The organism is Polycyclovorans algicola TG408 (assembly GCF_000711245.1).
GTDB lineage: Bacteria > Pseudomonadota > Gammaproteobacteria > Nevskiales > Nevskiaceae > Polycyclovorans > Polycyclovorans algicola.
This window is the reverse complement of sequence record NZ_JOMH01000001.1, coordinates 1,027,603-1,041,378: the sequence shown is the minus strand read 5'-3', so window position 1 is coordinate 1,041,378 and position 13,776 is coordinate 1,027,603. Positions and strand designations below refer to the sequence as shown.

The 13,776-nt window shown below is 64.4% G+C and carries 13 protein-coding genes and 1 pseudogene; 4 read left to right on the top strand and 10 right to left on the bottom strand.

Annotated elements, in window-relative coordinates:
* Positions 1–103: 103 nt before the first annotated feature.
* Entirely contained in the window at positions 104–1,426 is a 1,323-nt protein-coding gene (locus U741_RS18250; protein ID WP_161776122.1) for an alpha/beta hydrolase, read from the bottom strand.
* A gap of 279 nt (positions 1,427–1,705) precedes the next feature.
* Between U741_RS18250 and U741_RS0105035 the strand changes: the two genes are divergently transcribed.
* The 3 genes from U741_RS0105035 (at position 1,706) to chrA (ending at position 5,328) form a co-directional block, all read left to right on the top strand.
* Complete coding sequence (locus U741_RS0105035) at positions 1,706–2,977, top strand: NAD(P)-binding protein (protein WP_029889397.1); 1,272 nt, start codon at positions 1,706–1,708, stop codon at positions 2,975–2,977.
* A gap of 27 nt (positions 2,978–3,004) precedes the next feature.
* Entirely contained in the window at positions 3,005–3,640 is a 636-nt protein-coding gene (locus U741_RS0105030; RefSeq protein ID WP_029889396.1) for a peroxiredoxin, read from the top strand.
* A 386-nt stretch (positions 3,641–4,026) separates the two neighbouring features.
* Positions 4,027–5,328, top strand: coding sequence for a chromate efflux transporter (chrA, locus tag U741_RS0105025; protein ID WP_200872679.1), 1,302 nt, complete (start codon positions 4,027–4,029; stop codon positions 5,326–5,328).
* A gap of 54 nt (positions 5,329–5,382) precedes the next feature.
* On the opposite strand, the gene U741_RS19640 is transcribed toward chrA, so the two are convergent.
* A complete protein-coding gene (locus tag U741_RS19640; RefSeq protein ID WP_235200065.1) occupies positions 5,383–5,631 on the bottom strand; it encodes a hypothetical protein in 249 nt (82 codons plus the stop codon).
* Positions 5,594–6,008, bottom strand: a pseudogene (locus U741_RS20070) (MFS transporter); the annotation flags it as partial. The pseudogene U741_RS20070 and the gene U741_RS19640, both read right to left, overlap by 38 nt.
* A 177-nt stretch (positions 6,009–6,185) precedes the next feature.
* On the opposite strand from U741_RS20070, the gene U741_RS0105015 reads away from it, so the two are divergent.
* Positions 6,186–6,983, top strand: a complete 798-nt coding sequence (locus U741_RS0105015; protein WP_029889394.1) for a class I SAM-dependent methyltransferase — start codon at positions 6,186–6,188, stop codon at positions 6,981–6,983.
* A gap of 64 nt (positions 6,984–7,047) precedes the next feature.
* On the opposite strand, the gene soxB is transcribed toward U741_RS0105015, so the two are convergent.
* Genes soxB through soxC form a run of 7 tightly spaced genes read right to left on the bottom strand, consistent with a single transcriptional unit; the run spans position 7,048 to position 13,618 of the window.
* Positions 7,048–8,760, bottom strand: a complete 1,713-nt coding sequence (gene soxB, locus U741_RS0105010) for a thiosulfohydrolase SoxB (protein ID WP_029889393.1) — start codon at positions 8,758–8,760, stop codon at positions 7,048–7,050.
* Positions 8,761–8,790: 30 nt separating this feature from the next.
* On the bottom strand, positions 8,791–9,450 hold the full coding sequence (gene soxX / locus U741_RS0105005; RefSeq protein ID WP_029889392.1) for a sulfur oxidation c-type cytochrome SoxX: 660 nt from the start codon (positions 9,448–9,450) through the stop codon (positions 8,791–8,793).
* 10 nt (positions 9,451–9,460) lie between these two features.
* Positions 9,461–10,258 carry a sulfur oxidation c-type cytochrome SoxA gene (soxA, locus tag U741_RS0105000; RefSeq protein WP_029889391.1) on the bottom strand — a complete coding sequence of 266 codons (798 nt, stop codon included), beginning with the start codon at positions 10,256–10,258 and terminating at the stop codon, positions 9,461–9,463.
* Positions 10,259–10,284: 26 nt separating this feature from the next.
* Positions 10,285–10,596 carry a thiosulfate oxidation carrier complex protein SoxZ gene (gene soxZ, locus U741_RS0104995; RefSeq protein ID WP_029889390.1) on the bottom strand — a complete coding sequence of 104 codons (312 nt, stop codon included), beginning with the start codon at positions 10,594–10,596 and terminating at the stop codon, positions 10,285–10,287.
* A 57-nt stretch (positions 10,597–10,653) separates the two neighbouring features.
* Positions 10,654–11,115, bottom strand: a complete 462-nt coding sequence (soxY, locus tag U741_RS0104990) for a thiosulfate oxidation carrier protein SoxY (protein WP_029889389.1) — start codon at positions 11,113–11,115, stop codon at positions 10,654–10,656.
* Between the two features lie 41 nt (positions 11,116–11,156).
* Positions 11,157–12,239, bottom strand: a complete 1,083-nt coding sequence (locus U741_RS0104985) for a c-type cytochrome (protein WP_052378974.1) — start codon at positions 12,237–12,239, stop codon at positions 11,157–11,159.
* Between the two features lie 29 nt (positions 12,240–12,268).
* Positions 12,269–13,618 carry a sulfite dehydrogenase gene (gene soxC, locus U741_RS0104980; RefSeq protein WP_029889387.1) on the bottom strand — a complete coding sequence of 450 codons (1,350 nt, stop codon included), beginning with the start codon at positions 13,616–13,618 and terminating at the stop codon, positions 12,269–12,271.
* Between the last annotated feature and the right edge of the window lie 158 nt (positions 13,619–13,776).

Below are 13,776 nucleotides of genomic sequence, written 5' to 3'. Positions count from 1 at the left end.
CAGACCGGCCCCGTCGCCATTCAAGCGGTCAGCGCATCGTTGCCGATGGCGAACATAACCCTCGCCTTGGGCAACGGGCGCTGGCAGCCGCAGCATGGTCGCTTCATCGCGTGATCTGAACGTCGACCGAACGCAGAAACCCCGGCGGTGCGCCGAATCGATATTCCTGCACCGTTCTGGGGGGGCCAAGATCGACATTGAAATGCAATCGGCCCGCGCCATCGCTGACCATGGTTTCGGGGCGTCCGTCCACCGTGACGGTATAGGGCGAATCAGAATCGAACCACGTGGCAGACGTCACTGTGGCCTGACCACTGCCCGACAAGGTGAACCCCTGCTCGCTGACATTGCCGAGCCTGACGAACTCCTTTGCATCACGCTGGACCGCCACCGACCAGCCGAAGACATCAAACTCCTCGTCGATCACGCGATGGGAGAAGTGCCGCACGGGCATCGGCGGCAACGCAGCAGCCGAAGCCTGTTGCGGCAGGATGCGAGCCAGACCTTCTTCCCAGAAGTCGGGCGTGTGGGTGCCAAACCCATAGTCATCAAACTGATGCGCAATACCGAGTCGGTTCAACTCGCGATGCACGTTGACCGACATCTCGTGCACGGCCGCCTCAAGCACATCGAGAAACAGCAAGCGCCCCGGCTGCCGCCCGTTGCCCGAGCGGATCACGACATCGACCGTGCCGAGGTTTTCGGCGAGATCAAACGGGTTATGCCCCCGCCAGCGGAGTTCCTCTGAACTGCGCGGACCCCATACGTCACTCTCCACCCCACCATCAAGCAGCGCCCCATCGTCGAGCACGAGCCGACCCAGCAGGGTATTGCTGTCAATCGCGGGGGACAGCGCGGCCGCGCTTCCGAAGTAGTGCGGGTACTTTGCCGCGTAGGCCAATGCGCCATGCCCGCCCATAGAGATGCCGAGCAGCATCCGTCCGGCACGATCCCGTCGAACGTGAAACTGCCGCTCAACCCACGGCAACAGTTCGCGGATGTGATGGGTTTCCCAGCGCGGCGGGCCACCTAGTCCAGCATTCTGCCAATCGCTGTAAAGACCGCCGTTGCCGCCCTCCGGCATCACATAAACGACATCAAGAAGATCGCTGATGGCCAATAGATTCATCTCATCAGTCCATGACGCGTAGCCTCTGCCATCGCTGCAGCACCCGTGCAGAAGATACGATACCGGGTAGGGGTCACGTCGCTGCGGGTCATACTCTTTGGGCAGCAACACGCGCACGCGGACCTCGGCAGCGAGCGCCGGACTCAGCACGCGAAAATCGATCAGCCGTTCGCTGAGTTCTTGTGATTCAAGCACCACCAAGGCTCTGGACGGCGTCGGCAGGCGGAGGTCCGCAGACGCCTCGTCGGCTGGCAAGAACTCCGCTTCCAGATCTGAGCAGGCGGCCACCAGCGCCATCAGCGAGATCAAGGTCAGCCGCTGCCAACTGACAAGCAGGCCGTCACGCGGGCTGAAGCATCCTCGAAGATCCATCGTTGTTCTCTCGCTGATTTTGGGCCGTTGCCGGTATGGCTTGGCCCCGAAACATCATCGGTCGAGAGGTGTGAAGCACAAGCAGCCAAGGATGAAGTCCATGAAGGCGATTATCGATAACGCCGGCATGACAACCACCCCCAAACTGACAACTGACGATGCCGTTACGCTGCGACTGACTTTTCAAGAGATCTGAGACCACGCATGACGGCACCTCTTAACATCGCCATTGTCGGCAGCGGCATCGCCGGTCTGGCGGCCACCTGGCTGCTGGGCCGCAGCCATAAGGTGACGCTGTTCGAGCGCCATGCGCGACCCGGCATGGGCGCGTTCAACGTGGCGCTTGACGCGGGCGGCAAGGCCATGCGCATCGACGTGCCGCTGCGGGTGTTCAAGTCAGGCTATTACGACAACCTGATGGCGCTGTACCGCGCCGCCGGGGTGCAGATGCAGCCCACCGACCACGCCGCGTCGTTCTCGACCCCGGCGGGCGACACCTACTTCCGCTACCGCAACCTGGTGCTGGCCGGCCGTTCGATTCCGCTGGTCACCGACTGGCGGCGCCACGCCCGCACCATCACCCGCGAAGTGCTGCGCTTTCTGCGCCAGGCGCCGCGCGACCGTGCTGCAGGCCGGACGCAGGGCCTGTCGCTGGGCGACTACCTGCAACGGCACCGCTACGACGCCGCCTTTGTCGACGGCATGCTGCTGCCCAGTCTCGCGGCGGTGTGTACGTGCAGCTATGAGGGCGTGCGCCGCTACCCGGCCGACACGCTGATCGACTTTTTCACCAGCGGCTCGCTCACCCAGTGCACCTGGCGGGCACGGCATGGTTCGGAAGACGCCATCGCTCGCCTGCTGGCGCCCTGCGACGAGCTGGTCTGTGAGGCGCATATCAAGACCGTGCTAGTGGACGGCGACGGCGTGCACCTGACCAATGAACACGGACCCAGCCGCCGCTTCGATCACGTGGTGATCGCCGCGCAGGCCAACCAGGCCGCCGCGCTGGTGGAAAGCCCCGACGCCGAGGCCGCCGACTGGCTGCGGCAGGTGCCGTATGAAGGCAGCGAGGTGGTGGTGCACCGCGACGCGCGACTGGTGCCCACCTCGGCACGTACCTCGCCCGTGCATTTCAGTGTGGACCCGGCGGCGGCGGCGCCCATGGCCAACATCCGTCTCAACCACATCGTGCCGGAACTCGCCGACGAGGCCGCGCTCTATCAAACGTGGAATCCGCTGACCGAACCCGCCGCCGACCAGGTGCTGGGCCGCGCCCGCTTCGAGCGTCCGCTGGTCACGCTGGGTAGCCAGTCGGCCATGGCCGCGCTAGTCGCCCGGCAAACGGCATCGCCAACGCGGCTGTGGTTTTGCGGCTCGTACCTGATGCCGGGCATTCCGCTGCTGGAAAGCGCCGCACAATCGGCGCTGCACGTCGCCAAGCAACTCGGGGTGCCAGCGCCCTGGGCGGCGGCCTGAACCCTTTGTCTGACAGGAGCAACACGCATGAGTATTCGACTGGGCGACATCGCCCCCGACTTTGAAGCCGACACCACCGAAGGCCGCATCAAATTTCACGACTGGGCGGGCGCAAGCTGGGTGGTGCTGTTCAGCCACCCCAAGAACTACACCCCGGTTTGCACCACCGAGCTGGGTTACACCGCCAAGCTGAAGGGCGAATTCGACAAGCGCAACGTCAAGGCCATTGGCCTGTCGGTGGACAAGCTGGCCGATCACCACGGCTGGAGCAAAGACATCGAGGAAACCCAGGGCGCCGCGCTCAACTTTCCGCTGATTGCCGACGCCGACAAGACCGTGTCGAACCTCTACGACATGATCCACCCCAACGCCAGCGACACCTTAACGGTGCGCTCGGTGTTCGTCATCGACCCCAAGAAAAAAGTGCGCCTGACGCTCACCTACCCGGCCAGCACCGGCCGCAACTTCGATGAAATTCTGCGGGTCATTGACTCGCTGCAACTCACCGACGGCTACAAGGTGGCGACGCCGGTGAACTGGCAGAAAGGCGACGACGTGATCATCGTGCCCTCGGTCAGCAATGAGGATGCCAAGAAGCTGTTCCCGGCCGGCTGGAACGAGCTCAAGCCCTACCTGCGGATGGTGGCGGACCCGAAGAAATAAGCGCGTCCCGTGGGTCGGCCTTCATGCCGACTGCCAACCGCGCATGTCGGGTTGAAACCCGACCTACAGGCCATGTCGCCAACCAACCGACCGCACTGTTGCACGCTGCCTGGTACTGGGAGCGTGGATAAAGGCTGCTCCGGAGTCCTTTCTACCCCCTCTCCCACCTGTGGGAGAGGGTGCCCCGCAGGGGCGGGAGAGGGCCGGCGAAAGCCGGTACGCGGCTGGGTTCCCGCACTGCGCGCGGCCCTCTCCCCCGGCCCCTCTCCCGCAAGCGGGAGAGGGGAGCACTTTTACCCAACCGCCTAGAACTGGCTACCGCTCGCGATAGGGGCCCCGCTATAGACTGGTCGCGTCTCCGCTCACCATCCTCGGACGCCAACCCCTTGCCCCCTGTCCCCTTTGCCGACGCCCTTCGCGTCTGGTTCAAGATCGGCCTGATCAGCTTTGGCGGGCCGGCCGGGCAGATTGCGTTGATGCACCGGCTGATCGTGGAGGAACGCGGCTGGATCAGCGAGCAGCGCTTCTTGCACGCGCTGAATTTCTGCATGTTGCTGCCCGGTCCCGAGGCGCAGCAGCTCGCGACTTATACCGGCTGGCTGCTGCACAAAACCTGGGGCGGCATCATCGCTGGCGTGTTGTTCATCCTGCCCGGCTTCGTGCTGATCGTCGCCATCTCCTGGGCTTACGTGACGCTGGGTGATCTGGCGTGGATGCAGGGCCTGCTGTTCGGCCTGCAATGCGCCACCCTCGCCATCGTCGTGCAGGCGGTGCTCAAGGTGGGGCGCAAGGCGCTCAAGCATCCGCTGCTGTGGGGCATTGCCGGGCTGTCGTTCCTCGGGATTTTTGCCTTCAACCTGCCGTTTCCGTTGATCATTTTTGCTGCTGCGGGCCTGGGGCTGATCGGCGCCCGTGCCCTGCCCGCCGTGTTTGCGCCATCGCAAGACGCCGCTGCGCCTGCCGAGCGCCCGGCCGCATCACCACCACTGGCGTGGACGGTGCGCATCCTGCTGGCCGGCGCCGCGCTGTGGGGATTGCCGGTGCTGCTGCTGGTGCTGACCCTGGGCCTCGGCCACGTGTTTACCGACCAGGCGCTGTTCTTCAGCAAGATGGCGGTGGTCACCTTCGGCGGCGCTTACGCGGTACTGGCCTACATGACCCAGCAGGCGGTCGAGCGCTACGGCTGGCTGGCACCGGGTGAAATGGTGCAGGGCCTTGCGCTGGCCGAAACCACGCCAGGGCCGCTGATTCTGGTGCTCACCTACGTGGGTTTTCTCGCCGCCTGGCGCGACCCCGGCGCGCTGAGCCCCGAGCTGGCCGGGGTGATGGGCGCAACCCTGTCCACCTGGGTCACGTTCGTGCCCTGCTTTCTGTGGATTTTTCTGGGCGCGCCCTACATCGAGCGGCTGCGCGACCATCGAGGCCTGAGCGCCGCGCTCACCGCCATCACCGCCGCCGTGGTGGGGGTGATTCTCAACCTGTCACTGTGGTTCGCGCTGCATGTGCTGTTCACCGAGGTGAACCGTTGGGAGGGCTATGGCCTTCACCTGCTGGTGCCCGTACCCGGCAGCCTGAATCTTGCCGCGCTGATCATTGGCGCGGCGGCCATACTCGCGCTGATGCGCTTCAAGATCGGCCTGATGACCGTGCTGGCCGCCTGCGCCGGAGCGGGCCTGGCGTTGGCCTAGGCCTTTGGGATCCCCGGGGCATTCTTGCCGCAGCGCTGGCCAACAGCGTCAGCCTCAGGGACGTTCTGAACGCGGGCCAGTTGATTCGGCCACGGGTGGGCACGTTTCCTGAACCCAGATTGCCAAGACAATGCCCGAGAGCGTCATGACGACAACCACGAACCAGAATGCCGCCTCGACCGCACCGGTCAGCGTGGCAGCGATGCCGAGGCCGACGGCGCCAACCCCGTAGCCCAGATCGCGCCAGAAGCGATAGATGCCGATCGCCGATGCCCGCCACGCCGGCATAACCCGCGCACTCATCCAGGCCGATCACCCGGCTGCGCTGCTCGGGGCCGGCGAGATCGAGCTTGGTGGTCTGCGTCATCGACCAGGTCAGGCCCTGGTTGATGCCCAGAAGTACCGTCGCCAGCACAATCCATGACCACGACGGGGCGAGGTAAAGGATCACCTCAAGCCCCCAGCCAACCTTCACTACGGGCCGCCGGCCGAGGCGCTCGGCAACAAAGTTCATGACCGCCTTCACCACCCCGAATGCCAGCACGAAGGCGACCAGCATCATGAACGAGCCCCGCGCCACGCCGAATTCAGCCTCGGCGAGCGCCGGCACCACGTGCGCACATGCCCAGTGTCATGCCGACGAACAGCACCTGCAGCATCTTGGCGGATCTACGCGATATTGGCGGTAACGCCGAACCTCACGGAGCCACCGCAGCAGGGGCTCGCGGCCAAACTGCTGTGGCACTTGGGTCAAAATTGAACATCATCGTATTATACCCCCGTCCGTACCGGATCAATGTATTCACCGACACCGGCGCACCCGCTGGTCACGACGACTCCCAGGAGGCTGAACGCGCATGTCCGACGACCCCTTCACCGAATTCAAGGCGATGCAGCGTGCGCTGTGGGCAACCTTCGCACCGCTGGCCACGTTCACCACGCCCCCGGCGGCGCGCCTGATTGATTTCGCCGCGATAACCCCGGGCGATGCCCTGCTCGACGTTGCCTGCGGCACCGGCGTGGCTGCCGTGACCGCCGGCTTGCAGGGTGCCCGCGTGTCAGGCCTCGACCTGTCGCCGGTGCTGATTGAAGAGGCGCGTCGCAATGCCGCAGTGGTTGATCTCGATGCCGAGTTCATCGAAGGCGATGCCGAGGCCCTGCCCTATGCCGACGGGCAGTTTGATGTGGTCGTCAGCCAGTTCGGTCACATGTTCGCGCCGCGCCCCGAGGTCGCGCTGGGCGAAATGCTTCGGGTGCTCAAACCCGGCGGCCGGATCGCTTTTGCCACCTGGCCGCCTGAGTTGATGATTGGCGGCATGTTTGCCCTGACCGCACGGTATCTACCGCCCCCGCCGGGCGTCGCCCCGCCGCCACAGTGGGGCGAGCCGGGCATCGTCCGTGCGCGGTTCGGCGATACGGTCCGCGACCTGCAGTTTCAGTATGACGACATGGTGATTCCCAGCCTGAGTCCACGTCACTACCGGGCCAACATGGAGTTGACCGCAGGTCCGGTGGTCAAGCTGGTCAGCATGCTGGCCGACCAGCCGGAGCGGCTGCAGACCTTTCGCGCCCAGCTCGACGCCCTGATCGCGCGGTTCTTCAGCGACAACCGCGTGCGTCAGACGTTTCTGCTCAGTCGCGCGATCAAATGCTGAGCAATCCCGAAGGGCGCACCACTTGGTTGTGTCGGCCAGGATTTTCGCCTGACCACGACCCGGATCAGTCGGCGATGCCGCGGTTGCCGCCCATGCCGATCAGACGCGGGGTGTTGATGCGGCGCGGCGTGACTGATTGTTGGCCACGCAACCACCGGGCGGTCACGTCCCACACCGCCTCGCCCTCCACCCCCGGCGCCACCGGCGCCCAGCCGGCGACGGTGTATTGGCCGCTGGCATCCAGCGGTTTGCCGCCCAGCCGCAGGTCCTGGATGCGTTGGCCCGCGTCGGCGTTGGGGTCGATGGCGTACTCCAGCCCCCCGACCCGCACCATGTCGCCGCCCTGTTGCAGGTAGGGATCGGGGTTGAACAGGTTGTCGGCCACGTCTTCAAGAATGGTCTTGATCTGCTCGCCGCTCATCGTGTTGCGGGTGGTCTGTGGATAGGTGATGGCGGTCTGGTCCATCAGCTTTTCCAGGGTGATGGCCTCGCCGGGCAACAGCGTGGTGCCCCAGCGGAAGCCGGGTGAGAAGGCGATCTGAGCATCCTTCTCGTCCATCAGCGCATCGAGAATAAGTTGATCGAAACTGCCGTTGAAGTTGCCGCGCCGGTAGAGCAGATCGTCGGTGGTCGACAGCACTTCACCCAGCTTCTGGGTGTACGGCGCACGCACCTTGTAGATGAGCGCGCTCATCTCGCGATCGGCCGGCAGCGCGTCGGCAAACACCGGTAACAGTCGGTATTGCGACCCTGAGACCTTGCCGTTCTTGACTTCGAAATCGAGCACGCCGAGGAACTTGGCGTTGCTGCCGGCATTGGTCACCAGGGTTTCGCCGCCGTCGTTCTTGATGATTGTCGGCTGGGGCATGCCGTCGTGGGTGTGGCCGCCCAGAATAGCGTCGAGACCGGTGACGCGCGACGCCAGCTTGAGGTCGGTGTCCATGCCGTTGTGAGAGAGCAACACCACCACCTGCGCGCCTTTGCCGCGCGCCTCATCGATGGTGTCTTGCAGGTCATTTTCCTGAATGCCGAAGCGCCAGTCGGGCATGAAGTGACCGGGGTTGGCAATCGGCGTGTAGGGGAAGGCCTGGCCGATGATGGCCACCGGCACCCCGTTCATTTCCTTGAGGCTGTAGGAGGGAAACACCGGGTCTTCGAAGTCTTTGGTGCGCAGGTTCTGGGTGAGAAAGTCGATCTTGCCCTTGAAGTCCTTGGCGACGATTTCTTCGACGCGCTCGGCGCCAAGGGTGAACTCCCAGTGCCCGGTCATCACATCGACGCCCAGCAGCAGGGCCGCGTCGACCATGTCCTGCCCCCGCGTCCACAGCGAAGTACCCGATCCCTGCCAGGTGTCGCCGCCATCCAGCAGCAGCGCGCCGGGTCGGCTGGCGCGAACCTGTTTTACCAAGGTGGCGAGATGGGCAAACCCGCCCACCCGGCCATAGCGGCGTGCGGCCGAGGTGAAATCGATGGCACTGAAGGCGTGAGCCTGCGGCGTGCCGGGCTTCAGCCCGTAGTGCCGCAGCAGATGCTCGTTGACCAGATGCGGCGGCTGGTTGAGCGCGCCGCCCACGCCGAGGTTGACCGAGGGCTCACGAAACCACACCGGCAACAACTGCGCATGGCAGTCGGTCATGTGCATGAAGTGCACGTTGCCGAAGCGCGGCGCCTCGTACAGGCCCGACCAGTCCGGCGTGTCCAGGGCGGCACGCGACATGATCGGCAGGCCGGCCGCCGCAGCGGCGGCCAGCACTTGTATGAATTCACGACGATGCACGGCAAAGCTCCTGTGTCAGACGCGGGCGACTCACTGGTTGACCGGCGATTCCGGATCAAACAGCAGCGCCATGAGGTCTTTGATCTGGTGTTCGGTGAGAATCCCCGCCTCGCCGAAGCGCGGCATATGTGAGCAGGCGTTGTAGGCGTGTGAATTCCAGATGCGCGTCCAGGTGTACTCCAGCATCGGCTGTGAGTCGCCGCGCAACTTGCCGTAGCCCGCCAGCGACGGCCCCAGGTTGCCGTAGGCGATCTCATCCGGATTGAGCTGGTGACAGGCGTAACAGTTGCCGCCATTGGGCTGTGCCGGGTCGTCGCTGTACTGCATGCCGGTGCCGGTCTGGGCGATCTTTTCGCCCGCCTGCCAGTCGCCCATAAAGTCGCCGCTTTCGGGGAACACCACCGCAGCCAGCGCCGCCGTGGTGATGAGCTTGGCGTCGTCGCCCGACGGCTGATCGCCGGGCGCGTCGCTGCAGATCACCTGCATGTCGTTGCGCTGCAGCCGGTCGAGGCTGGCCTGTCCACGGGCGCGGAACGAACTGGCGAGGATCGCTTCGAGATCAACTTCGGTGGCATCGACTGAGGCGGCAGCTTCGGCGCCCGGCGCCTCAACATCGGCTTTCTGGCCCGAGCACGCTGCCAGCCCGATCGCCGCCATGAACATGATGAAGGTGCGCGTTGCGAAGGTCATCGTCGTCTCCCTATCGCTTCAGGCCGGGGGCAGCCATCGGCTCGCCGTTGGCGCGCGCACCCATATAGGTGATCAGCCCGATGGCGGCATCGGATCCGTACACCAGCTCCGGCAAGCGCTGCTGGCGAAAGCAGTCGCCCACCCGCCACTGCATGGTGCGCACCGTGCCCTGCGAGATGCGATACCCCGGCCAGGTGGAGTACGCAAACCGTGCCCCTTCGTCGCTGGTCAGGTCGGGCAGGGCTTGCAGGCGAATGCGCTTGTCCGGCTGCGCATGACAGGTGGCGCACGAAAAATCGTAGGGCCCGGCGCGGTAGGTGAACAGCTTCTTGCCGGTCTGGTAGGCCTGCTGTTCCTTGGGATGATCCTGCGGCACTGCGATGGGCGCGCCGCGTGACATGCCGGCGATGTAGGCGCTCAAGGTTTCCAGCGGCGTCTGCGGTTGGCCCTGCTCGGAAAACGGCTTGGCCACCAGTTCATCGCGGTCAAAGCCCTGGATTTTTTCCATGCAGTAAACCAGCCGCATTTCCAGGTCCATCACCGCATCAGCGTCTTCGAAGTAGCGCGGCAACTGCGCGTAGGCGCCTTCGACGACACCCGGCCCAAGGCCCAGATCACACTGCTCCAGCGACACGTTATTCGGGCCACGGGCTTCAGCCCACAGGATCTCGCCCTCGAACTCGACCAGCTCGGCCGGGTTGTCGTCGCCAAACATTTCCCGGTACTGCGCAAACGGATTGTCATCCTGCGCCCAGACCGACAGGGCGGTCAGTCCGGCCAGGGCGATGACGGTCGTTTTCCAGTTCATGATCAGACCTCGGCAGTGTCAGGGGCTCAGCGCAGCGCGACTTCGTCGGTGCGGGAGTCGCCCTGGTTGTCCTCCCACGACACCACCACCTTGTCGCCCGGCGCGCCGCCCTTGAACGAGAACGACAGGAACGGGTTCTGCGACACAGCCGCGCCCCAATGGGCGGACAGCACGACTTTGTCGTTGTGCATGGCCATGACTTCGGTGATGTGGTGCGCGGGCACCAGCGCGCCGCTGGAATCCTTGCGCTGGCCGGTTTCCATGGGGTGCGACATCAAGGCTTTGACTTCGGTAACGCCATCTTTGGTGGTGGCGCGAATTCTCATGGGGCGTGACATGGTGATGCTCTCCTGATGTGGGTCTACCGCGTGTTCACTGGGCCTGCCGGATGTTTATCAACCGCCGCAGCCGCCCAAGGTGACCTTGGTCTCGCGGCGTGCGCTGTAGAACTTGCCGTCGGCGCGGACCACGGCGTACACGTCGCAGGTCTGTCCAATCTTCACGCGGGTGCTGATCGCGCCCTCGGTGCCTTCGGCGAAGTCGAACGACGCCGCCAGCGGATTCGGGTTTTTCTCGACCAGAATCATGATCTGGTCGGTATTGGGGATCTTGCTGGTGACCGAAACGGGCACCACCGCGCCGTTCTCGGCGATGTCGGGGGTTTGCAGGTCAATGTCGGCGCTTTCGGTCGGCGTGCTGCCGAGGTCCTTGAAGACGGCATCGACCGAGTCGGCCTTGAAGGCACCGTCGAGCCCGGCCGCCGCCGCCAGGGCGCGCAGCGGCCACAGCGCCGTGGTGGCCATCAATCCCAGGGCAGTGACGCCCATTCGCATCATGTTTCGACGTTGCAGGTTCATCTCACGGTCTCCTCAAAAACCAAGTTGGGGTTCGGCTGAATTCAGGGTGTTGCGCGGGCCAACCACGCGGCAATGGCCTGCGCATCGGACTCCGAAAGATGGGGTTGTGGCGGCATGGGAATCGCGCCCCAGACGCCGCCGCCACCCTCGACGATCTTGCTGGCCAGATAGGCTTCGGCATCGTCCTGGCCTGCGTATTTTCCGGCGATTTCGTTGAATCCCGGGCCCACGATTTTTCGGTCAACGCCATGGCAGGCAGTGCAGCCGTTGGCGGCCAGCAGTTCGACCATGGACTCGTCAGCGGCGGCATCACCCTGCGGCGCAGGGTCTTCTGCCGATTCGGGCACTTCGCCTTCTGCAAGGGTGACGGCGCCGCGAATCGGGCCCCAGGTGCGGTTCTGGTCGGCCAGGTTGCCGTGAGCAGACCGGGCGTAGTCGGGCAGCTCCGAGAGCACCTCCACCGATTCGGTGCAGTCACTCATGCAGTCGGTGTTGTTCGTGTCGGGCGTGCCGTCGATGTCCCACAAGCCGTGCTCCCGAGTCATGCCGTTGCGGTTGGGCATGCGCGCCTGCACCTCGGCGATGTTCTGGTCCGACAGCTCGAAGTCCATGGGCACAATCTCGGCCAGGTTGAGCATGTAGGCGAGCAGCGCGTACACCTCGTCCGGGCTCAGCGACTTGGGTGCATCCCACGGCATGGCGCGATGGATGTAGTCCCACAGCGTGGACACGGTGGCGACCTTGGTGAAGGTGGTGCGCACCGCGCCGCCCGACGCCAGCGACGCCACGACGCCGGTCTCGATGTCCTCGGCAGTCGTATTACCGATCAGCGGCACGAACACGTGATTGGCGTCGCCAAAGTCGCCGTGGCAGGAGGAACATTTTTCGATCCACAGTTCTTCACCGGTGTAGACGTCGCCCTTGCCGGGCGGCAGACCCTCGAAGTCAGGGCGAACGTCAATGTCCCACGCCGCCACTTCGTCGGGCATCGCATCGCGGCCGACATTGAGGTATCCGCCAGGGCTGGATGAAGCCGGGCGCGATGCAGCGTTTTGGGCCGCTGGTGCGGCATCGCGCTCGCCACTCTCGCCGGAACACGCGACCAGACTGCATAAACTCAGCATCAATAGGGGCAGGTTGCGCATGGTCGACCTCATGCGTGGACGTTGGACACGTCGCCCGACTCGGCGACGCGCCACGATTGAATGGCGTTGTTGTGGTAGACCGAGCGCGTGCCCCGCACGTCACGCAACTGGGTATAGGTCGGCTGCACATAGCCGGTGCTGTCCACCGCGCGGCTTTGCAAAATCGCCGGGCTGCCGTCCCAGACCCAGTCCACGTTGAAGCGTGTCAGCGCCTTGGGCAATACGGGATTTTCCAACCGCGCCGTGCGCCAGTTCTTACCGCCATCGAACGACACATCAACCTTTTTGATGCTGCCACGACCGGTCCAGGCCAGGCCGGTCACGTTGTAAAACCCTTTATTTAGCAGCACCTGTCCGCCGGACGGGCTGGTGATCACCGACTTGGCCTCGTGGATCGACGTGTACTGCCGATGCATGCCGTCGGGCATCAAATCCAGATAATGCGAAGCTTCATCTTTAGTTGCGTAAGGCTTGTCACCGACCTCGAGTCGCCGCAGCCATTTGACCCACGACACGCCTTGCACGCCCGGTACCACCAGCCGCAGCGGATAGCCGTTCTCGGGCCGCAGCATTTCGCCATTCATGCCGTAGGCGACCATCGCGTCATCCAGCGCGCGATCGATGTCGATGGTGCGGGTCATGCTGGAGCCATCGGCGCCTTCCGCGAGGATGTATTTGGCCTGCGCTCGATCAAATCCGGCGTCGTCGAGCAGGGTGGAAAGCAGCACGCCGGTGAATTCCGACCCCGACAACATGCCGTGGGTGTACTGCACCGTGGGCACCGCGACGTTGCCCCACTCCATGGCCCCGTTGGCACCGCATTCCAGCCAGTGGATGCGCGACACCGACGGCAGACGCAGCAGGTCATCCATGGTGTACACCCGCGGCCGCTTGACCAGGCCGTTGATCATCAGCCGGTGGCGCGCGGGGTCGATGTCCACCCAGCCCTGATGGTGGCGCTCGAAGTGCAGACCCGACGGCGTGATGATGCCGAACATGCCCTGCAAGGGCGTAAACGCCACCGAAGCCTGCGGCACGCTGGCCAGCCCGGGCGACTCGCGCCGCACCAGGTTTGCCTCGTACTTCGAGGGCTGGCCGTAAGGCCGCATCGCCACCGGATTGCCCAACATCTTGGTCCACGGCGGTAGGTTGAGAATCTCGGGATCACCCTGTGCTGCAAAGCTGCTCGCCAACGGCGCGCTGGCCAGCGCCGCGCCGGCGGCAAGAAAGCTCTTGCGGATGAAATTACGCCGGTCTTCGTTGATGCCTTCCTTGCGCAGTTCCTGCAGGAACGTCGGCGCGAGAAAGTTCTCCGGCGCCTTGCGGACGCGACCTGGCTGGCGATCTTCGGTGCTCATTAAACCTTTCTCCTCCTCGCGGCGTTCTGTGGTGACGCCTGCCGGAACCTGCGGTGCTGTTCGCTGACTGCGGGCTCCGCACTCAGTTGTATTGATACCCTGCACCGTACACTTTTCCGATCACCCTGTATACCCCTACCGGTACCAGATCACTAAGG

Bases quoted from the DNA above. Each gene is read 5' to 3' on its own strand.
- soxA (WP_029889391.1), bottom strand. From the start codon at position 10,258: ATGAACTGGAAAACGACCGTCATCGCCCTGGCCGGACTGACCGCCCTG.
- soxC (WP_029889387.1), bottom strand. From the start codon at position 13,618: ATGAGCACCGAAGATCGCCAGCCAGGTCGCGTCCGCAAGGCGCCGGAG.
- U741_RS0105035 (WP_029889397.1), top strand. From the start codon at position 1,706: ATGACGGCACCTCTTAACATCGCCATTGTCGGCAGCGGCATCGCCGGT.
- soxX (WP_029889392.1), bottom strand. From the start codon at position 9,450: ATGACCTTCGCAACGCGCACCTTCATCATGTTCATGGCGGCGATCGGG.
- U741_RS0105030 (WP_029889396.1), top strand. From the start codon at position 3,005: ATGAGTATTCGACTGGGCGACATCGCCCCCGACTTTGAAGCCGACACC.
- soxZ (WP_029889390.1), bottom strand. From the start codon at position 10,596: ATGTCACGCCCCATGAGAATTCGCGCCACCACCAAAGATGGCGTTACC.
- soxY (WP_029889389.1), bottom strand. From the start codon at position 11,115: ATGAACCTGCAACGTCGAAACATGATGCGAATGGGCGTCACTGCCCTG.
- U741_RS19640 (WP_235200065.1), bottom strand. From the start codon at position 5,631: ATGAGTGCGCGGGTTATGCCGGCGTGGCGGGCATCGGCGATCGGCATC.
- U741_RS18250 (WP_161776122.1), bottom strand. From the start codon at position 1,426: ATGGCGCTGGTGGCCGCCTGCTCAGATCTGGAAGCGGAGTTCTTGCCA.
- U741_RS0105015 (WP_029889394.1), top strand. From the start codon at position 6,186: ATGTCCGACGACCCCTTCACCGAATTCAAGGCGATGCAGCGTGCGCTG.
- U741_RS0104985 (WP_052378974.1), bottom strand. From the start codon at position 12,239: ATGCTGAGTTTATGCAGTCTGGTCGCGTGTTCCGGCGAGAGTGGCGAG.